At 57.0% G+C, this 20,037-nt stretch carries 17 protein-coding genes and 1 tRNA gene; 9 read left to right on the plus strand and 9 right to left on the minus strand.

Annotated features, from left to right (window positions below; all coding sequences use genetic code 11):
• Nucleotides 1-106: 106 nt before the first annotated feature.
• The 4 genes from F0155_RS16850 to F0155_RS16865 all read right to left on the minus strand — a co-directional run bounded on the left by F0155_RS16850 (nucleotide 107) and on the right by F0155_RS16865 (nucleotide 3,469).
• Complete coding sequence (locus tag F0155_RS16850; RefSeq protein WP_192913831.1) at nucleotides 107-610, minus strand: hypothetical protein; 504 nt, start codon at nucleotides 608-610, stop codon at nucleotides 107-109.
• Between the two features lie 262 nt (nucleotides 611-872).
• Nucleotides 873-947, minus strand: a tRNA-Val gene (locus tag F0155_RS16855).
• 92 nt (nucleotides 948-1,039) lie between these two features.
• Nucleotides 1,040-1,708, minus strand: coding sequence for a phosphoglycolate phosphatase (gene gph, locus F0155_RS16860; RefSeq protein ID WP_150525720.1), 669 nt, complete (start codon nucleotides 1,706-1,708; stop codon nucleotides 1,040-1,042).
• Nucleotides 1,709-1,789: 81 nt separating this feature from the next.
• Nucleotides 1,790-3,469, minus strand: coding sequence for a methyl-accepting chemotaxis protein (locus F0155_RS16865; protein ID WP_244303534.1), 1,680 nt, complete (start codon nucleotides 3,467-3,469; stop codon nucleotides 1,790-1,792).
• A gap of 316 nt (nucleotides 3,470-3,785) precedes the next feature.
• Between F0155_RS16865 and rpiA the strand changes: the two genes are divergently transcribed.
• From rpiA to gor, 3 genes are all read left to right on the plus strand, one after another.
• The gene (rpiA, locus tag F0155_RS16870; protein WP_150525722.1) at nucleotides 3,786-4,475 is read left to right on the plus strand and encodes a ribose-5-phosphate isomerase RpiA; all 690 of its coding nucleotides are present in this window, start codon (nucleotides 3,786-3,788) and stop codon (nucleotides 4,473-4,475) included.
• A 60-nt stretch (nucleotides 4,476-4,535) separates the two neighbouring features.
• Nucleotides 4,536-5,048, plus strand: coding sequence for a DUF2059 domain-containing protein (locus F0155_RS16875; protein WP_150525723.1), 513 nt, complete (start codon nucleotides 4,536-4,538; stop codon nucleotides 5,046-5,048).
• A gap of 161 nt (nucleotides 5,049-5,209) precedes the next feature.
• Nucleotides 5,210-6,586 carry a glutathione-disulfide reductase gene (gor, locus tag F0155_RS16880; RefSeq protein ID WP_150525724.1) on the plus strand — a complete coding sequence of 459 codons (1,377 nt, stop codon included), beginning with the start codon at nucleotides 5,210-5,212 and terminating at the stop codon, nucleotides 6,584-6,586.
• Between the two features lie 19 nt (nucleotides 6,587-6,605).
• On the opposite strand, the gene F0155_RS16885 is transcribed toward gor, so the two are convergent.
• A complete protein-coding gene (locus tag F0155_RS16885; RefSeq protein WP_150525725.1) occupies nucleotides 6,606-8,189 on the minus strand; it encodes a diguanylate cyclase domain-containing protein in 1,584 nt (527 codons plus the stop codon).
• Between the two features lie 218 nt (nucleotides 8,190-8,407).
• Nucleotides 8,408-9,601 carry an aminotransferase class V-fold PLP-dependent enzyme gene (locus F0155_RS16890; protein WP_150525726.1) on the minus strand — a complete coding sequence of 398 codons (1,194 nt, stop codon included), beginning with the start codon at nucleotides 9,599-9,601 and terminating at the stop codon, nucleotides 8,408-8,410.
• A gap of 76 nt (nucleotides 9,602-9,677) precedes the next feature.
• Between F0155_RS16890 and F0155_RS16895 the strand changes: the two genes are divergently transcribed.
• Entirely contained in the window at nucleotides 9,678-10,268 is a 591-nt protein-coding gene (locus F0155_RS16895) for a gamma-glutamylcyclotransferase (RefSeq protein WP_150525727.1), read from the plus strand.
• Nucleotides 10,269-10,380: 112 nt separating this feature from the next.
• On the opposite strand, the gene F0155_RS16900 is transcribed toward F0155_RS16895, so the two are convergent.
• On the minus strand, nucleotides 10,381-11,115 hold the full coding sequence (locus F0155_RS16900) for a VIT1/CCC1 transporter family protein (protein WP_150525728.1): 735 nt from the start codon (nucleotides 11,113-11,115) through the stop codon (nucleotides 10,381-10,383).
• Nucleotides 11,116-11,440: 325 nt separating this feature from the next.
• Here F0155_RS16900 and F0155_RS16905 point away from each other — a divergent pair, with 325 nt between their 5' ends.
• From F0155_RS16905 to gltX, 5 genes are all read left to right on the plus strand, one after another.
• The gene (locus F0155_RS16905; protein WP_150525729.1) at nucleotides 11,441-12,823 is read left to right on the plus strand and encodes a class II 3-deoxy-7-phosphoheptulonate synthase; all 1,383 of its coding nucleotides are present in this window, start codon (nucleotides 11,441-11,443) and stop codon (nucleotides 12,821-12,823) included.
• A gap of 139 nt (nucleotides 12,824-12,962) precedes the next feature.
• On the plus strand, nucleotides 12,963-13,511 hold the full coding sequence (locus tag F0155_RS16910; protein WP_150525730.1) for a response regulator: 549 nt from the start codon (nucleotides 12,963-12,965) through the stop codon (nucleotides 13,509-13,511).
• Between the two features lie 89 nt (nucleotides 13,512-13,600).
• A complete protein-coding gene (locus F0155_RS16915; RefSeq protein ID WP_150525805.1) occupies nucleotides 13,601-15,268 on the plus strand; it encodes an NAD+ synthase in 1,668 nt (555 codons plus the stop codon).
• Nucleotides 15,269-15,352: 84 nt separating this feature from the next.
• A complete protein-coding gene (locus tag F0155_RS16920) occupies nucleotides 15,353-16,573 on the plus strand; it encodes an MFS transporter (protein ID WP_150525731.1) in 1,221 nt (406 codons plus the stop codon).
• Between the two features lie 48 nt (nucleotides 16,574-16,621).
• Nucleotides 16,622-17,986 (plus strand): glutamate--tRNA ligase, encoded by a 1,365-nt coding sequence (gltX, locus tag F0155_RS16925; protein ID WP_150525732.1) that lies wholly within the window; start codon nucleotides 16,622-16,624, stop codon nucleotides 17,984-17,986.
• On the opposite strand, the gene F0155_RS16930 is transcribed toward gltX, so the two are convergent.
• Both F0155_RS16930 and F0155_RS16935 read right to left on the minus strand, forming a co-directional pair.
• Nucleotides 17,946-19,415, minus strand: coding sequence for a DUF2865 domain-containing protein (locus F0155_RS16930; protein ID WP_150525733.1), 1,470 nt, complete (start codon nucleotides 19,413-19,415; stop codon nucleotides 17,946-17,948). The genes gltX and F0155_RS16930 overlap by 41 nt on opposite strands.
• Before the next feature lie 97 nt (nucleotides 19,416-19,512).
• Nucleotides 19,513-20,019, minus strand: coding sequence for a MarR family winged helix-turn-helix transcriptional regulator (locus F0155_RS16935; RefSeq protein WP_150525734.1), 507 nt, complete (start codon nucleotides 20,017-20,019; stop codon nucleotides 19,513-19,515).
• Between the last annotated feature and the right edge of the window lie 18 nt (nucleotides 20,020-20,037).

Consider the following 20,037-nt stretch of genomic DNA (forward strand, 5'->3'; position numbering starts at 1 on the left):
TCTGATCCTCCGTTTCCTAACTATAGGGGCGGACCAATTCAAAGGGGGAGGATCAATAGTCGGGAAGCAGGGTGAAGAGCGAACAGAAGAGAACTTCCAACATGACTTATTGTTCCCCTTGCTTGGCTGGCGCGCTGACTGGTGCTTCGGGAGCGGCTTGCGCTTCGGCAACATCAGTGTGGGAACCGGTATTGTGGGCATCTGCTGTCGGTTCAGGTTCAGGTTCCGGCAGTCCTGCAAGCTTGCGAAGGGACATAGCAATCGAAGCGAGCGGCGAAGCGACATCGGGAATGCGAATGAAAGCCAGCAAAAGCGCAGCGACCCAAAAGAAATTGTTATGGGTGAAAAGAGCGAGAAGGCAGAGAACGGCCACCAGCTCCAGATGAGGGGCTTCCTTGCCATGAGCCAGTCGTTCTGGAAGCGAGTGAAGATGCAGGTAGAAGGTGCCTGCCAGCACAACAAGCACAAGCAGCCCGATCAGGACCGAGGTCATCAGCGTGTCGCTACCATCTGCACCGGGCAGAAAGCCTGGCAGATGATGAGGCGCAAGTGGATGTATCGTTCCGGACACCAAGGCATCCGTTGCAGCTGAAGCAGCTGTGTCTGTCATTAGCGTCCCCCAAAACGGAAAGGATTCGGTTCAGGTCAAACCGGATTGCAGTATTTACAGAGGCTCTACCGCGGGTAAAGACGTCATTTCAACGGAGGGCGGAAAGTCTGTGGCGGCGGCGGACAAGCCATCCGCGCTATAGCACGAACAGGCAGATTTTCCGGTTTCTAGATGTATCTTGTTCTGTGCAGACGGTGCCGGTTCCCAGCTTCAAATTCGACGGCGAAGGCGTCTGGAAATTTCCAATAAGCTATTGAGAAAATGGTGGGCGATACTGGGATTGAACCAGTGACCCCTCCCGTGTGAAGGGAGTGCTCTCCCGCTGAGCTAATCGCCCCAACCAGCTGGTGAAGCGGTGTCTAACGGACTGGTCATGTTAGGACAATAGGCTTTTTTTCGGCCCGCTCGATTTTCCAGAGGATGATTGTTTCAGTTGGCCGGAACAAGCTCTTCGATCGCGCTGCGAAGGTCATTGAAATGGGAAATGATGCGATCAGGTCCAAAGCCCGCCACGGGCTCTGGAGAATAGCCGAAGTCCACGACGACGACCGGTACGCCTGCTGCTCTTGCCGCATCAATGTCGGTTGCCGTGTCGCCAACCATCACGCTGCCAGCTGTGGTGCCGCCTGCGCGCTCAATTGCGCCAAGAAGAGGTTCGGCATGTGGTTTGGCTTTTGAGAACGTGTCGCCTGCGACGACAGACGAGAACAGGGACGAGATCCCCAGTTGCTCGAGAAGAGGCAGTGTCAGGCGGGTTGACTTGTTGGTGCAGACCGAGAGGGACCAGCCGTCAGCCTTAAGACTTTCCATCGCCTCCAGCGCGCCGTCGAAAAGGCGCGTGTGAACCGCCATGTTGGCTTCGTAATGGTCGAGAAAGCGGGGCAGGAGGGCATCGAGTTGGTCTGCTGTCTTGGTTATTCCATGTGACTGGAATCCCTTGTCCATCAACCGTTTGGCACCAAAGCCAACCCATTTCCTGAACGGGGAAATGTCAACTGGCGCAAGGCCTTCGCTCTTCAGGATGGCATTCAGGGTCGCGATAAGATCCTCGGCGGACGAAACGAGTGTTCCGTCAAGGTCGAAAACGGCAACCGGCATGTTTGAACTCCATCCTGCAGTGGCTCGTACTGAGCCTTTGCCGAGGATGTAGCGTTATTTGGCGCACCCGCCAAGGTCCGCCTACATCTTGTACGCTGTCCTGAAGCCTCCCCAGTGGCGACCGTTCACGAGGATAGGGGCGTCGACTTCAGTCATCCAGACAACAGTTCCGTTGCCCATGTCGCGGGCATAGGTCTGGATGAGGAAGGGGCGGGTGTTGCGCCCGGCGCTCAAACCGGCGCGATCATCAAATATGCGCTTGTTCCTGCAATTGGCTGCGTTCCAGACAGGATCTTCCGGGTTCTGGGGCTTGGAGTAGATCTTGTTGTGAACCGGCAGATAACCGTTGCGATCGACGGCGGCGCAGAAGGTCATGTTTGCAGCGGATGCTAGGATTTCCTCCTGAATGGTTGGCAGGACGCCTTCAAGTTCGCGGACATATCGTGTGTCCAGTTGCTGCGGGTTGGTGCCGGATATCGGGTTGTAGTTCGTGTCAAACAGGGCTTCGGTGGTCAGCCGCTTGGTTTCGATCAGTCTTTCCATCGATGCGGAAATACGTTCGGCTCCGGTTTGGGCTCGCTGAACCAACTCGTCATAGCTCGCCCTGATGTCTTTAAGCTTCTGATCCAAGCGGCTTGCAAATGTGTCACCCGGAGCCAGGAAGGCGCAGTGCAGACCGGCATCGGATTGCCCCACCACCTTTGCCTCAACGGATCCAAGGTGGTCCAGAATGAGGGATATTGTCTGGTTTGGCCGGATGTTCAGCGGGTCGCGACTGGTGATGAGCGCGCCGCCTGCAGAAAGGTCTCTGGTTTCGATGCTGGACGAGCCGGAAGCCGTCTTGATATTGCCGCGCAGCTTGACCGGAAAACGGTCGCTCTTGCGGCGGTCACCCTGCGCGCTTTGGCGCAGGAGCATGGTAAACCGGTTCCCGAGCGCCGCTACATCGTTGTCCAGTTTGTCGGCAGATTGCCGGGCCCGTTGACCGCCTTCAGCAGCTTGCCTTGCTGCGGTGTCGATCGTGTTGACCCGTGATGTGACTTCGCCCACAAAGGCGGCTGTTTCACCTGCCATCTTGCTGAGCTCGGTCGTGGTCGATGTTTGCCTGTGAACGGCTTCCTCAACAGCGGCGAAACTTGGCTTGATGTTGCCGATGACCTCGATGATCCGGTTGACCGATGTAATGCTGGTTTCGGACGAGGCTTGAAGTCTTTCAATATTGGCCGAGATCCGGTCTGTCGCGTTCTGGGTCTCCACAGCCAGAGACTTGACCTCACTCGCGACGATCGCGAACCCGCGCCCGGCATCGCCGGCACGTGCAGCTTCGATGGTGGCATTCAGCGCCAGAAGGTTTGTCTGACTGGCGATGTCGGAGATCAGTCGCACGACTTCCGCAATGTCTGATATTGCGGATTTCAGCTCGCCCACGCCTTGGTTCACATCGTCCGCGACGCCCATCGCTTCTTCAGCGAGAATGGTGGAATGATTGACCTGAGTGCCGATCTCGGTGCTAGAGGAAGTCAGGTTCTCGATCGAATTTGCCAACTCGGCAGCATTTCGGCTTGCCTGTGCCGCCTGATCTTTCAGTTGGGCACTATCGGTACCAATTTGCTCCAGAAGGGCAAACTGCTCGTTGATAGCCGTTGTCACCTCGGAAGATGAGGTTTTCAGGGCTCTCGCTGAGACCTGTAGATCATCCTCAATGGCGTCAAGCGAAAATGCCGTTACGTCATCTGCTTCGGTATTGCCCAAAGAATTCATGGAGATAGTTTCCATGTCTTCATTTGCAGGTTTATCTTCCGGCGCGGAGTTGAAGTTATCGCTCTCGCTGTTTTTTCGACTAAATATTCGACTCAGCATGGATTTCTTCTTCAGATGACTATGTTGGATACACGTTTTCACTTGAAAATGAAGACTGGGTTAAATTTTCACAATGATAAAATGAGCGGTCCGGTGCGATAGTCGCGCAGGCCTCTTCAACCGCGCTCTTTTGCTGGACCGGGCCTCGTTTCACGTGCTAAGCACCCCACGAAATGTGGATTCCTGATGGCTTTATCGCCCGGGGACGGAGGTTGGCATGAGCGCCACACAAAAACAAAAAGCGGCTGAACGTGCCGCCGAGGACGTTGTGTCCGGCATGAAGCTTGGGATCGGAACCGGTTCGACCGCCGAGTTCTTCGTAAAGGCACTTGGTCAAAGGGTTCGTGCCGGGCTTGACGTTGTTGGAGTCCCGACATCAGAGCGGACTCGCGAGCTGGCCGAGGAAGAGGGCATTCCGCTTTCAACGCTGGATGAGTTGGGAACACTGGACCTGACCGTTGACGGTGCCGATGAAATCGGACCCGAGCTTGCCCTCATCAAGGGTGGCGGCGGAGCGTTGTTGCGCGAAAAGATCGTCGCAGCTGCATCCAAACGGATGATCGTTATTGCCGACGAGAGCAAGACGGTTGAAACCCTTGGGGCTTTTCCGCTTCCCATCGAAGTCAATCCGTTTGGTCTTGGTGCAACACGTATTGCCGTTGAAGGCGTTTTGAGGGACCTTGGTTTGCCCACTGATATTCGTCTGAGGGGCGGGGATGAACATCCTTTCGTCACAGATGGGGGGCATTACATCCTCGACGCCCATCTTAAAGCAATTCCGGATCCTTCCGGCCTGGCTGAAAAGCTGGTGGCGATTCCGGGAGTTGTTGAACACGGCCTGTTCATCGGTCTTGCGCAAAAGGCTTATGTTGCGACCAGTGACAGTGTAAAGACACTCGACAAATAAGAAGAGTATTTAGTCTAGGCTCCGGAATAGGGTATCTGGAGCCGGGAATGGAGTTTGGATATGAACCTTAAGTCCCTCATCCCGCTCGGCAGCGCGTTTGCCGCAGTCATGATGGCAACCAGCCACATGCCCGCGTTTGCCCAGGAAGAGTTTACCGAGAGCCATCTGAACGCAGCGCGTGACGTTGTGACGGAAACCAAGGCTCTGGCAACGTTTGACGACATCCTGCCGCTTCTTGCGGAGCAGACCCGGACGCTGTTCATTCAGGCAGATCCGTCGCGCACTCAGGAAGTCATCGACGTGAGCACCGAAGTGGCCTTGAGCCTTGCTGCAAAGCGCAAGGAGCTGAACAAGACGATCTATGAAGTCTGGGCGCGCCGCTTCACCGAGGAAGAGCTGGTCCAACTGGCCGACTTCTACAAGACGCCGCTTGGCAAGAAACTGACCGAAAACGGCCCGACCCTGACTGCACTGTCCATTGGTGCTGCGCGTCAGTGGCAGGATGCCATTTCCACTGAAATGGTGTCACTTGTCCGTGAAGAGTTGGACAAGCGTGCTGCTTCTGCAAACTAAGTCCGGCCTGAAATACAGCCGCTTAGCTTGATATGAGTGAAATCAGGACCGCAACTTGCGGTCTTGTTTTTTTGTGGCGGATTACGATATGGCCACAATGGGTTGCCGACGACCGTTCAACGGAGAGAGGTCGCGACCAAGGGAATGAAAGGCGAGGTTTCATGAGCCAGTTCGATTACGATCTTTTTGTCATTGGCGGTGGATCTGGCGGCGTACGTGCCGGCCGGATTGCAGCGACTCATGGAGCCAAGGTGGGGCTGGCCGAAGAGTATCGGTATGGCGGAACCTGTGTCATTCGCGGCTGCGTGCCCAAGAAGCTGTTTGTCTATGCGTCCAAATTCTCTGAAGAGTTTGAGGATGCGGAAGGCTTTGGCTGGAGCGTTGGCGAGCGAAACTTCTCGTGGCAGAAGCTGATCGAGGCGAAGGATCAGGAAATCACCCGCCTGGAAGGCCTGTACCGCCGCAATCTCGAGCGCAGCGGCGTGGAAATGCATGACAGCAGGGCGGTGATCGAAGGCCCGAACACGGTTCGCCTTCTGTCCACTGGCCAGACGATTACGGCGAAGTACATTCTGGTGGCCGTTGGCGCGACGCCGAACGTGGATGCCGGTCTTGTTGGGGGCGAACATGTGATTACCTCCAACGAGGCGTTCCATCTCTCTGAATTGCCTTCCAAGATTGTTGTGGTTGGCGGTGGATATATCGCAGTCGAGTTTGCCGGCATTTTCAACGGTCTCGGTGTCGAGACAACGCTTCTCTATCGCGGGGAAGAAATTCTTCGCGGCTTCGACACGGATTTCCGTAAGGCAGTCCATGAGGAAATGGAGAAGAAGGGCATTCGCGTCATTTGCGAGGATACGTTCACATCCATCGAAAAGCTGGCAGACGGTACCCTTGTCGGTCACACCAAGAAGGGCGAACGCCTTGAGGCCGGTCAGATCATGTCTGCCATTGGTCGCAAGCCGAATACGCGTGACCTTGGCCTGGAGACTGCAGGCGTTGAAACGGAAGTGGACGGCACCATCAAGGTGGATGCCCAGTCCCGCACCTCCGTTCCGTCCATCTATGCCGTTGGTGACGTGACAAACCGGGCGAATCTCACGCCGGTCGCGATCCGCGAAGGACATGCCTTTGCCGACACGATCTTTGGCAACAAGCCGTGGACCGTCGACCACAGCCTCATTGCCACGGCAGTATTCTCCCAGCCGGAGCTCGGCACAGTCGGCCTTTCGCAGGAAGACGCGCTGAAGAAGACCAAGAACCTCGATATCTTCAAGTCCTCCTTCCGTCCGATGAAGCACACGCTTTCAGGGCGCGACGAAAAGATGCTGATGAAGATCATCGTCGATGCGGATACGGACAAGGTTCTGGGTGTGCATATTCTGGGCCCTGATGCGGGCGAACTTGCACAGGTTCTGGGTATCACGCTGGAAATGGGTGCAACAAAAGCGGACTTCGACCGTACCATCGCTGTTCACCCGACAGCCGCCGAAGAACTGGTCACCATGCGCGAGCCGACAGAGCGTCTACGCGGCTAACCGCAGTGAATTGAAACAATCAGGCCGCGTCGCTTGCCTTCGATCCGGAGGATTGCGCTGCGGCCTTTTTCTTTGCTTCCGGCGGTTCGTGGACGTAGTCGTCCTCAAAGAAGGCGGCGCGGCCTCGACCGGCGCCCTTGGAGCGGTAAAGGGCAGCGTCAGACGCGGCGATGATCTGTTCGGTGCGTTTGCCGTCCGTTGGAGCAATCGCGATACCAACGCTGAGTCCGACGGAAGCGACATGCGTTTCGTCCAGATCAACAGGTTTGCTGACGGCCGTTATCATATCCAGGGCCAGGTTCAACAGCGTGGTCCGGTTGATCGTGCGGGTATAAAGCACGACGAATTCGTCGCCGCCGATCCGGCCGACTAGTCCGTGCTCCCCGACTACGTCCCGTAGCCGCTCTGCCACAGCCTTGATGACCGTGTCTCCGGCCGCGTGGCCATAGGTGTCGTTGACGGCCTTGAACCTGTCGAGGTCGCAATGCATGAGCACGAATGGACGTTCTGAAAGGTTTGCGACAGCCGCTTCCAATGCGCTGGAAAACTGCAGGCGGTTCGCCAGTCCGGTCAGGGTGTCATGATGGGCCAGATAGCGGCTACGGGTTTCGCTTTCCTGAAGCGAGTTCGTCAGATTGCCGATCCGCCAGGCGATACCGAAGGCGAGGAAGGAGAGGGCGAGGCTAAGTAGCAGGATAACCGGAATGACGGTCGGCCAAATGGAAGCCCCCTGCGATTTACTGGTCCATTCAAATGCGCCGATTTCCTCGCCGGACAGGCTCTTGACTGCCCATGTTGGCAAGTCGTCCGCAACTGCGCCATTTGCCTTGAAGGTGAGCCCATCAAGGGCAAGCGAACCACCGAGGCCCGTGAGAACCTTCTGTCCTTGACCTGACAGCTCGCCGTTGAGGTCTTTCAAAAGCCCCCCGTCAACGAAGATTGCCGAGATCAGAATTGTCGGTTCCGGATCGGGGAGTGCGACCCTGTGATCTCCCGGCATCAGGGGCACCGCAGAGACCATCGCGACGCGGCCATCCAGCACGGCAAAGCCTGCAGTCGCATAATCCTCCGTCTCCAGACCGAGAAGGGAGCGATGACCATAACCGCCGGGGACCCGTACGCGATTGGTTTCAAAGAGTGCGCGGGTGCGAGCGACGAGCGGTACAAGGGCAGGGGAATCCGCCAAATCGGTATTGGTGATATGAGTGTAGTCTTCAAAGACCTCCACCCGAATGCGATCATCCGGGCTGATGACGAAGGCCCGGTTGTGCCCATAGTCGTTCCAGAGGCGGCTGCCACGTTCCTGAATGAAGTGCACATTAAAGTTGCGCACCAGTTCCTTGATTGTCACGTCCGACCGCGCCACGGACAGCTGTTCCTTCACGAACATGTTGAGCCGGTTTGTAATGGCGCTTTGAAGGCGGGCCTTTTCGTTCTGGATGGTCTGGTACTTCGATGCGGTGGATGCAACCTGGCCCACAAACAGCAGGGAAGTGGCGCAGACTGCAATCAGCAGGCCCGCAAGCATGAATGCCAATCGGGAAATCGATTGCTTGGAAGATTTTATGGAGGGCCCACCGGAGGCATCAATGGTTTTCTGCACGTTGCTCGCCCACACCCGTTTGAGTCAACTGATGACTAAAGGTCAGAACTATTCCTGATGAATAGTTAAAATCAAACCCGCCCGCCAAACATGAAACTATGTAATCAGCCCGAGCGAAAGCTGTCAGTTTTACAGTCGCAGTATTTGGTAAAATTATCATTGATGCAGTGCCGGAGTGTGGCGACATCTCCGGCATGCAATTGCAGTTGTAGGCGTGTTCAGTTGGCTGAAACGTTCCGCACCATTGTTTCGATCTCGTCCTCCGTGTTGAAGGCATGCACAGAAGCCCTCACCAGAGCATCAAGGTTTCGCATCGGCAGGTCAATTTGTGCAGATGTGGCGCCCGACACGGAGACGTTGATGTTCAGGTCCCGGAGCCGGGCCTTTGTCTCAGCCGGTGTCTCTCCCTCCTTCAGGAAGGTGACGATGCCGCCCTTTTTGAGGCCCTTGTCGTGAACGGTCACGCCCCTGAGTTTCGACAATTCCGTTCGTAACAGCGCAGCAAGGGCACAGATGCGGTTCGAGATCCGGTCCATGCCGAAGTGCATCGCGTAGTCTGCGGCGACGCCAAGCCCGATCTGCCCGGCGACATATCGCTCCCAGTTTTCAAAACGGATCGCGTCCGGTTTCAGGACGTATGTATCCGGCCCGGTCCATCTTGCGGCTTCCAGATCGATGAAGGCGGGTTCCAGCTGGTCGAGAATGCTGGTTTTGACATAGAGGAAGCCTGTTCCACGCGGCCCGCGGAGGTACTTTCGGCCTGTTCCGGACAGCATGTGACAGCCGATGGCATCCACATCCAAAGGCACATGCCCGACTGACTGGCAGGCGTCGAGCAGATAGAGGATGCCGTGCCGTTTCGCAATTGCGCCGACCTCCTCGGCTGGATTGATCAAGCCACCGAAGGTTGGGATATGGGTGAGGGCAATCAATCGCGTTTTAGGGGTAATTGCGGCCTCAAGCGCCTTCACATCAATTTGCCCGTGCGCGTCATCCTCGATCAGGTCGATCTCGATGCCCTTCTTCGCTTTCATTTGCAAAAGGGCGACGTAGTTGGAGACATATTCTGCTCGCCCGGTAATCACCCGGTCTCCGGGTTGAAAATCGATCGAGTAGAATGCCATGTCCCAGGCACGCGTCGCGTTTTCGACATAGGCGATCTCATCGCGGCGGGCACCGATCAGGCGTGCCACGTTGTCGTAGAACTCGGCATAGGCTTCAGATGCCGCATCCAGCGCCTCGTAGCCGCCTATTTCCGCTTCCAGATCAAGATGCGCCTTCACGGCATTCAGAACTGGCGTGGAGATCAGGCCCGTGCCTGCGTTGTTGAAATGAATACGGGTACGCGTTCCCGGAGTATCAGCCCGCAGGCGTGAAATTTCATCTTGCGTCAGGCTGAGGGAAGAGGGCATGGCATTTTTCCGGAATCGGTCAAAGGGACAATGGTACCAACTTTACGCCGATCACGGAGCGGATTAGAACCCTGTCATGACCATTTCCTATTTCGGCTACGGCTCCCTCGTAAACATAAACACCCTTCCGGCCAGCGCTCATGTAGTGCCGGGAAAGATGTCTGGCTGGGTGCGCGAATGGCGCATCTGGGGGACAACACAGCTGGGTCGACCGGTGTGCGGCCTGTCCGTTTCACAAAAGGACGGGTCCGTCATTCGCGGCGTGATGGCACGAGAGCCGAAGGAACGGCTGGCGGAACTTGACAGGCGCGAGGCGAAGTACCACCGGGTGTCTGGTGTTGGTTCATCCTTCACATGCGATGCGACCGGAGAGGCTGGCCCGAAGGACATGTTCCTCTATCGCTCGAAGCCCGAGCACTATGGCTGGGGAAGTGAGGACTATCCGATCCTTCAGAGTTATCTGGATTGCGTGTTGCAGGGATTTCATGCCTTTTGGGGGCTTTCCGGAGTGGATCATTTTCTGGAGACGACGGATGGCTGGCATGTGCCGATTCTGAAAGATCGGGACGCTCCGATCTATCCCCGCGCGCAGCAGGTCCCGGCTGAGTTGCTGGCCGAATTTGATGCCCGTTTGAACGCCTTGGGTGTTCGGTTTATTGAACTCTAGAGCACGTCTCGCATTCACTGAATCACTCGACGTGCTCTAAATATTTGATTTGGCGCATTTCCTGACGGCGAACCGGTATCCACTTCGCCTGGAAATGCTCTAGGCTCCAATCCTAGCCGGTCAGGCCGCGCAACAAATATCCGACCAGATAGGCGATGCCTGCGGCTGACATTCCGATGAACGTTGTTTCAAGCCCGGACCAGACCCAGTGCTGGGTTGACCATTTGGCTTTCGTGGAGCCGATCAGGAAGAAGGCAAGGCCGGTCAGGAGAATGGCGGCCTGTGTCGTTGCCGAAAGGCCCATAACAAACGGGACGAGGGGAAGGCTGCCGCAGATCACGAAGGCGGCAAAGGTGGAAAGGGCTGCCTTCATCGGGGAGCGTGTCGCGCTGGCGAGACCGTATTCCTCCTGCATCATCGTTTCTATCCAGGCAGAGCGCCGCGAAGTGAGGATGGAGACGAGGGTTTCCAGTTCCTCGCCCTCATAGCCCTTGTTGCGATAGATCTGCCGGACCTCCTCGCGCTCTCCTTCCGGATCAAGGCGAATGTGCTTCTCCTCGATCTGTCGCAGGCGATTGAAATCGTCATTTTCCGACTTGCTGCCGGAATAATTGGCCGCTGCCATGGAAAAGCCGTCTGCAAGCAGGTTCGCCAGCCCCAGAACCAGCACGATGGTTGCGGACAGGTTTGCACCCACGGCTCCAGCCACGATGGCAAAGGTCGTTACAGCTCCATCTATGCCGCCATAGACCCAGTCCCGGAGATAGCTGATCTTTGGCCCGTCATTGAGCCTTCGTTTGATCTCTGCAGGTTCGTGGCTGTGCTCGAGAGATGGCCGGGAACTCATGGGGAGCCTGCCTTCGGTTCTGTTAGACGTATAGGTAGTTTAGATTTGTTCTAATTATTGGCATTGATCTTGAGCAAGTCCGGTACGATCTTTGAGAAATGCTGCGGGTTAATCACGCCAGACTGCCGTTGCGTTTGTGCCACGGTGCAAAGAAACAGGACGGATCGGCACATCAAGCGGTTTCTATTGTGGTTTTCCCGGAGGCATGTGTGTATAAGGCCGCACGTTTCTCTCGTTTGAGAGAGGGTTTGCGAAAGAAAAGTACTGCGGGTCAGGAGACTGCAAATCGTGGGACTGCCCGATCCCAAGCTTAGGAGTTGGTAAAATGGCGGAGAAGTGGACACCGGATAGCTGGAGATCGAAACCGATCTTGCAGGTTCCGGATTATCCCGACATGCAGGCAGTAGCGGACGTTGAGCAGCGTCTGTCGACCTATCCGCCGCTGGTTTTTGCAGGTGAAGCGCGGGACCTGAAGCGCCAGCTGGCCAATGTGGCGGCCGGTCGCGGTTTCCTGCTTCAGGGCGGCGACTGCGCGGAAAGCTTTGCAGAGCACCATCCTGACCATATTCGCGATTTCTTCCGCGTTTTCCTTCAGATGTCGGTCGTGCTGACCTATGCTGCCAGCCAACCGGTTGTGAAGGTTGGCCGTATCGCTGGTCAGTTTGCCAAGCCACGTTCGTCAAACACCGAGAAGGTGGACGGCGTCGAGCTTCCGAGCTACCGCGGTGACATCATCAACGATATCGCCTTCACGGAAGAAGGGCGTATCCCTGATCCTGCGCGCATGGCCATGGCTTACCGCCAATCCGCAGCGTCGCTGAACCTGCTGCGTGCCTTTGCGCAAGGTGGTTTTGCCGATCTTGATCAGGTGCACAAGTGGATGCTCGGCTTCATTTCCGACAGCCCGCAAGGTCATCGTTACAAGGAACTGGCCGACCGCATCACCGAGTCGCTGAGCTTCATGCGGGCCTGTGGTATCGACAGCTCGTCTGTGCCGCAGCTTCGCTCCACCGGGTTCTTCACCAGTCACGAAGCGCTGTTGCTCGGCTATGAGCAGGCCTTTACGCGTGTCGATTCCACGTCTGGCGACTGGTACGCAACATCCGGTCACATGATCTGGATCGGCGATCGGACCCGTCAGCCGGATCATGCGCATGTGGAGTTCTTCCGCGGCATCAAGAACCCGATTGGCCTGAAGTGTGGTCCGTCCCTGTCACCCGATGGGTTGCTGGAGCTGATCGACATCCTGAACCCGGAGAACGAGCCGGGCCGGTTGACCCTGATCGCACGGTTTGGTGCGGACAAGGTGTTCGATCATCTGCCGCAGCTCGTTCGCGCGGTCGAGCGGGAAGGCAAGACGGTGGTCTGGTCCTGTGACCCGATGCATGGCAACACCATCACCGCCAACGGCTACAAGACACGCCCGTTCGAGCGTATTCTGAAGGAAGTGGAAGCGTTCTTCGCGGTTCACCGCGCCGAGGGCACCCATGCGGGTGGCGTTCACATCGAGATGACCGGTCGCAACGTGACCGAGTGCACGGGCGGTGCCCACGCACTGACGGCCGAGCAACTCGGCGATCGCTACCACACGCATTGCGATCCGCGCCTCAACGCTGATCAGGCGATCGAGCTGGCCTTCCTTATCGCGGAAAACCTGAAAAAGGAGCGCGATGGACGCCGGCACGAACCGGTTGCGGTCAACGGCTGATCAATCAGACAGTAGATGTAAAAAAGGGCGAATTTATTCGCCCTTTTTTCATGTGTATCTGGCTAAATGTCCAATACGGTAAATCTCCCTTAACGGCATCCGTTATATTTACAGGTCGCGTTTATATCTGGAGCGGGTTGTGGAAGTCATTAAGAGGGACCTGTCCCAAACATCCTTTCTGGTTGTGGAGGACAATGTGCACATGCGCAGCATCCTGCGCTCGATCTTGACCGGATATGGTGTTCGGCAGGTTTTCGAAGCGTCGGAAGGCGCAGACGGGCTGGAAATTGCCCTGGAAAGAGTTCCTGACATCATTCTGCTCGACTGGAACATGTCGCCCGTGTCCGGCTCCGACTTTTTGCGGGTGCTGCGCGATGACCGGGATCCGATCCTGAGCACCACGCCCGTTCTGATGATCAGTGCCTATTGTCAACGGGCAACGGTGATTGAGGCCCTGAAACGTGGAATCCACGGGTTTATCGCCAAACCGGTGTCGCCGGTCATTCTGTATCGGCATGTTATCGACATCCTTGTCCGACAGGAACGGGATGGGCGCAGCAAGGGGCTGACGGTCAAGATCGGAGCCAAGAAAGATCAGCCGCGCTCAAAACTCGCTGCTCCGTCAATAGCAAACCTGAAGCCGAAGCCGGAAGAGCCGCAGGATGATTCCATGATGGCTCTGCTTTAGATCCCGCATTCCCGTGGAGCATTCGTGCATTGCAACAAGGATGGGTTGGGCTATACAGATGAGCCATGTCCACCAAACTGCGATCTTCCATGATTTCCGAACGAATTAGAATTGCCGTTGCCCAGCTGAACCCGACTGTTGGCGACGTATCTGCAAATGCGGAAAGTGTGCGGGCTGCACGCAAGGAAGCCGCCAAGCTGTCTGCTGATCTGGTTCTTTATCCTGAACTGACCCTTGCGGGGTATCCGCCGGAAGATCTCGTGTTGAAGCGCGCCTTTGTCGAGCGCTGCATGGCGACCGCAAGAGAACTGGCATCGGAAACTGCAGATGGTGGTCCGGGTATCCTCATCGGCCTGCCATGGTCGGAAAACGGCAAGCTTTACAATGCCGTTGTTCTGGCGGACGGGGGCGAGATCAAGACCGTTCGCTTCAAATATGTTCTGCCAAACTACAGCGTGTTTGATGAAAAGCGCGTGTTCAATGCCGGTCCGCTGCCGGGGCCGATGGATTTTCGCGGTGTTCGCATCGGCGTGCCGATCTGCGAGGACATCTGGAATGACGAGGTTTGCGAGTGTCTGGCAGAGACGGGCGCTGAAATCCTGCTTGTGCCCAATGGCTCGCCTTACTGGCAGAACCGCGCCGAACAGCGGCTGCAGGTGGTCGTGGCGCGCGTTGTGGAGAGCGGGCTGCCGCTGGTCTATTGCAATCAGGTCTGCGGACAGGATGAACTCGTCTTTGACGGTGGGTCCTTTGGCCTTCAGGCTGACCGCACGCTGGCGTTTCAGATGCCGCAGTTCAAGACAGATCTTGCGGTCACAGAGTGGGTGAAGGGCGAGGACGAAATCTGGGTCTGCGAAAGCGGTCCGAGAGCGAGCCTGCCGGATCTCGACACGGCCAATTGGCAGGCCTGTGTGCTCGGGCTGCGTGATTATGTGACGAAAAACGGTTTTCCGGGCGTGGTCCTCGGGTTGTCCGGCGGTATCGATAGTGCAATCTGCGCGGCGATGGCCGTGGATGCTCTTGGTGCGGACAAGGTGCATGCGATCATGCTGCCCTTTCGCTACACGTCCGAGGAAAGCATCAAGGATGCGGCGGAATGTGCGGCTGCGCTCGGCATCCGCTATGACACCGTACCGATCGAGGACCCGGTGCTTGGGTTCACCAATGTCCTGAGCGGCCTTTTTGCCGGAACGAAAAGCGACACGACCGAGGAAAACCTCCAGTCGCGCGCGCGCGGCGTCATCCTGATGGCGGTGTCCAACAAGTTCGGGCACATGGTGGTGACCACCGGCAACAAGTCGGAAATGTCCGTAGGATATGCCACGCTCTATGGCGACATGAATGGCGGCTACAATCCGATCAAGGACCTTTACAAGACGCAGGTCTATCATCTTGCCGAATGGCGAAATGCCAACCGGCCAGACGGTATGCTTGGTCCCGAGGGCGAAGTGATCCCCGTCAACATCATCACCAAGGTGCCGACGGCGGAGCTTCGCGAGAACCAGACGGATCAGGATTCCCTGCCGCCCTATGACGTGCTGGACGATATCCTGAACTGCCTCGTTGAAGAGGAAATGTCCGTTCGGGAAATCGAGGCGAGGGGGCATGACAGGGCTCTTGTTCACAAGGTGGAACATCTGCTCTACATTGCCGAGTACAAGCGGCGTCAGGCGCCTCCGGGCGTGAAGATCACCCGGCGCAATTTCGGCAAGGACCGCCGCTATCCAATTACCAACCGGTTCCGCGACCGTAGCTGATACTGCCGACGCGTTCGGGGCCGGTTTTCGTTATATTGCCGTAGCCGGGGTCTCGGCTGCGGACCTCCTGAACTGGACCGTCTGGTGTCGTATCTGTCGTTTTTGAAGGCGAATGGTCGCTGGCTGCTGGCGGCCTACTTGCTGACCCTGTTTTCGGGTTTCGGCCAGACGTTCTTCATTTCCCTGTTTGCCGGAAATTTCCGCGAAGAGTTCGGGCTGTCGCATGGCGATGTTGGCAGCATCTACATGTTTGCGACACTGTGCAGTGCTCTCGTACTGCCCTGGCTGGGCAAGACGGTAGATGACTACCCGACCCAACTGGTGGCCGGCGGGGTGATGATTGGGCTTGCACTTGCCTGCCTCGGCATGGCACTGGTTCCCGGTGTCTGGACCTTGTGTGTCGTCATCTTTGCCTTGCGCCTGTTCGGTCAGGGCATGATGACCCACACGTCCCTGACGGCGATCAGCAAGTGGTTTTCGGCCCAACGCGGACGGGCGATGTCGATTGCGATCCTTGGATATCCAAGCGGCGAGGCGGTTGGGCCTATTGCCTTTGTTGCGCTGTCACTCGCGTTTGGTTGGCGCACAAGCTGGGTTGTAGCAGCCGCCATGATGGCCTTGTTCGCATTGCCTCTCGTTCTGTTTCTTTTGTCCCGCGAACGCATCCCTAGTGATGACGACAACCGCGCCCGCGTTGCCGAAGGCAGGCAATGGACCCGTGCGGAGGTGATGCGCGATCCTGTTTTCTGGATCGTGTGTGCGGGCATTCTGGCGCCACCCTGTTTTGGCACGGCGATCATGTTCCATCAGGCCTATCTGATTGAGCTCAATGGCTGGACACAGGAGCTTTTCGCCAGTTCCTTCATCGCACTTGCGGTCTTTGCAGTGGCCAGTTCGTTGACTGCGGGTGTGCTGGTGGATCGCTTTACAGCTCGAAAACTCATCGCCTTCACGCTTCTTCCGTTGGCAGTTGGGTGTATTTCGTTGGCCACGTTCTCCGCGCCTTGGGTCGCATTTGTTTACATGGCCCTGTTGGGCATAGGAAACGGCTTCGCCACAACTCTTGTCGGCGCGCTGTGGCCGGAAATCTACGGAACACGCCATGTCGGTGCCATCCGCTCGGTCGCCTTTGCGCTGATGGTGTTTGCTTCGGCGGCCGGGCCGGGGCTGATGGGGTGGCTTATTGATGCAGGCGTGCCTTATCGCCAGCAGGTGACAGGCATGAGCATCTATTGCCTGTTGATGGTTCTTGGGCTGTGGCATGCGTCCCGGATCATGAGAAAACGCGCCGACAGCGGGGTATAATCACCAAAGGGGCTTGCTCCGATTCAATCCTCAAGCTACCTGATTGCCATGACTGTTACCGTACGTTTTGCACCGTCTCCGACGGGCCACATCCACATCGGCAATCTTCGGCCGGCACTGTTCAACTGGCTGTTTGCCAAGAAGCAGGGCGGAAAGTTCATCCTGCGCTACGACGACACCGACGTTGAGCGCTCAAAGGAAGAATATGCCCGTTCCATTGCACAGGATCTGGCGTGGATCGGCATTCAGCCGGATCTGGTTGAAAAGCAATCGGATCGTTTTGCATCCTACGATGCTGCAGCTGCCAAGCTGAAGGAAGCCGGGCTGCTTTATCCGTGTTACGAGACGCCGGAAGAGCTGGAGCGTCGCCGCTCGCGTGCGCGCGCCCTCGGTCGTCCGCCGGTCTATGACCGGGCAGGCCTGAAGCTGACGGATGAGGAACGCTCTGCATTCGAAGCCGAAGGCCGCCAGCCGCACTGGCGCTTCATGCTGCCGAACCATGAAGGCAATCCGTTTGAGACAAAGCGGACCGAAGTCACATGGAATGATCTGGTCCGCGGTGAGCAGTCGGTTGATCTTGCCTCGCTATCCGATCCGGTGCTCATCCGCGCGGACGGCACCTATCTCTACACGTTGCCGTCGATCGTTGATGATATCGACATGGGCATCACTCATGTGATCCGTGGTGAAGACCACGTCGCCAATACCGGCGTCCAGATCGCAATCTTCGAGGCGCTGGGGGCTACCCCGCCGGTCTTCGGCCATCATAACCTGCTGACCACGCATGACGGGGAAGGCCTTTCCAAGCGCAAGGGTTCCTTGTCCATAGCCTCTCTGCGGGAAGATGGTCTGGAGGCCATGTCCGTGGCGTGCGTTGCCGTGCTGACAGGCAGCAGCCATGCGGTTGAACCGTATGACAATCTCGACACGCTCGCCAATGTGTTTGACCTTGGATCGGTGTCGCGTTCATCGGCCAAGTTTGATCCGTCTGAAATTGGCGGTCTCAATGCGCGGATTGTGCATGAGCTGTCCTATGATGCGGTCAAGGATCGTCTGGCCGGTCTTGGCGTTTCGGGAGGCGAAGAGTTCTGGAATGTTATCCGTGGCAACTGTGCCAAGGTTCAGGACGCCGTTGGCTACTGGCAGATCATCAACGGCGAGATTGAAGCTCAGGCCGAAGCCGAAGATCTGGATTTCCTGAAGGCTGCGCGGCGCTTGTTCCCTGATGGGGATGTGACTGCGGAGACCTGGGGGGCGTGGACGAACGCTGTGAAAGCCGAGACTGGCCGCAAGGGGCGGGGGCTATTCATGCCGCTCCGCCGTGCATTGACCGGGCTCGACCACGGCCCGGACATGAAGGACTTCCTACCCTTTATTGGGAGACAAAATAGTCTGGCCCGACTACCCGAATAGAGGCGCGCTCCTTTTCCGTCTGGATAACGGGAGCCTTCTTGTCGAGGGATGAGAAAACCGGCGCGATTTCTTCCGCCGGTTTTTTTGCGTCTGGCGTTGTCGGCGATGAAAAATCGGATGCCGGGATTGTGGCCTTTGTGGATGTTCGCAGGGTCACATTGCCAAGCACAGGCAGGGACTTGGCCGAGCCGCCGAGAGCGCCTGAGCCTTCGCTGTCAGAAGCTGAGGCCACCAGTCGGCGCGCAGGCAGCGGTGCTGCGGCATTGAAGCCCCACTTGTAGTCTTCCCGTGTGGCAGGATCAGAACGAGCAGGAATGTGCTCTGCCGGAAGGGCATTGACCGCGAGCGGATTGAGAGCACCAAGCGGACCTGAACTGCGGTCGTCGGAGCCAGCTGACCCGGAGGTGCCGATTTCTGCGTAACGGGCCGAGCCGGATTGTCCGATTTCGGCCATCCTATCGCGAGGCAGGCTCATGTTGGCTGAACGGCAGCTGCAGCCCTCGACCACTTCCTTGCGGAAACGATAGGCATTGGACATCTGAACGTAAGGGTCGCCTGCCATGGAGGTCATGTCTTCCGGCAGGCCGCCGGGATTGGGATAGGCAAAGAGCTCGGTGCGCGCTGTCGGACACATTTCGGCGCAGCGCATGGAGTCTTCTGCAAAATGCTTCTTGCGAGTGGAGAAGCTGACCGGAAAATAGAAGCCGTCGCAGGTACGAACGCACATGGTTCGGTAGGTTTCTCCGCCACCAACCTCCACCTTGCTGCGGATTTCGTCGCCGTCATTGGAGAGACGCAAGCGGGCTCGCTGAACGGTGAGTGCCGTTTCGGACACCTCCGGTGCGGGGGTGATGACAGGGTTGCTATTGACCGCAACCACAATGCCATTGCCCAGAGTTCTGTATTTGGGAGTGGTGGGTTCGACCACCTTCTGGTTCTGCGAAAACAGTTTTTGCAGGAAGCCATTGTCGGAGTTGGAGGCTTCACGTGCAGGGGCTGCCGACTGTCCGCATTTCATGCGCGCATATTGAGCGCGTATCTGCTGGACCTTGGCTGCAACATTTCCGCCGCCGCGTTCCGCCTTCTGGATCTGCCGCTCGATTGCGCCAAGGTTCTTGCGCATCTTCTGGATCTTGGAATTCAGGCCACGACACTTGGCCGAGTTCGCCTGCACATCACACTGAAAGTAGCGGGCGTCTCGCTCTGCGCCGGTCATGGCTGCATCTTGTCGCCTCCATGCCTCTTCCCACTTGGCAACTTCGGCGGATTTGCTGTTGCTGGAAAGGCGGTTCAGTTCCTTTTGCAGTCCGGCGCATGTGGCGGCATCGGCAATGTCAGGCGTCAAAATCACAAGGGCAAGGCCAGGCAGCATGAGGTATCGTGCCAGCCCTTTGAGCATCTTTGGAATGTGCAGACCGATCGAATGCATGTTGCCCTGACGTTTAATCCGATATCGAAAGGGACAAAAATCCCGAACTCTTTATGACCAATTTGGATCAATTTATCCAGAAAACTGCTAGGCAAGGTTAACGTAGGGGCTTTAATGGCTTGCCGCTGCGGCGAAAGTCTCGCGAGGCTTGATGCAGTTTGGAGAAGATGCCCTCCAGCGTTTCCTGCTCTTCTTGGGAGAGGGCGGATTTCAGCAGGGCGTTGAAGGCAAAGGCCTGCGGAACAAGGTCACGATACATCGCCTTTCCGCTTTCGCTGAGCTCGATGAAGCTTTCTCGCAAATCGACCGAATTGGGGCTGCGGACGATAAACTGCCGCTTCTCCAACGCTGCGACAGCTCGGCTGACCTTGGTCTTGTGCATGGTGCTGCGTTCGCCGATGGTTTTTGCTGTAACAGGACCAGACTGACCCAGGATCGCCACGACACGCCATTCGGGAATACTGATCCCGAACTGGTCTGCATAAATGCGCGAGAACGAGCGACTGACTTCTTCTGCAAGAAAGTTCAATTGGTAAGGGAGAAACCGGTCAAGGGTGAGGATCGGGTCATCGCCTATGTCCTGATCTTTCGATGTATCGCTCATGGGAGTGTCTTCCGCCCG

The sequence above is a fragment of the Roseibium sediminis genome, assembly GCF_008711325.1.
Lineage (GTDB): Bacteria > Pseudomonadota > Alphaproteobacteria > Rhizobiales > Stappiaceae > Roseibium > Roseibium sediminis.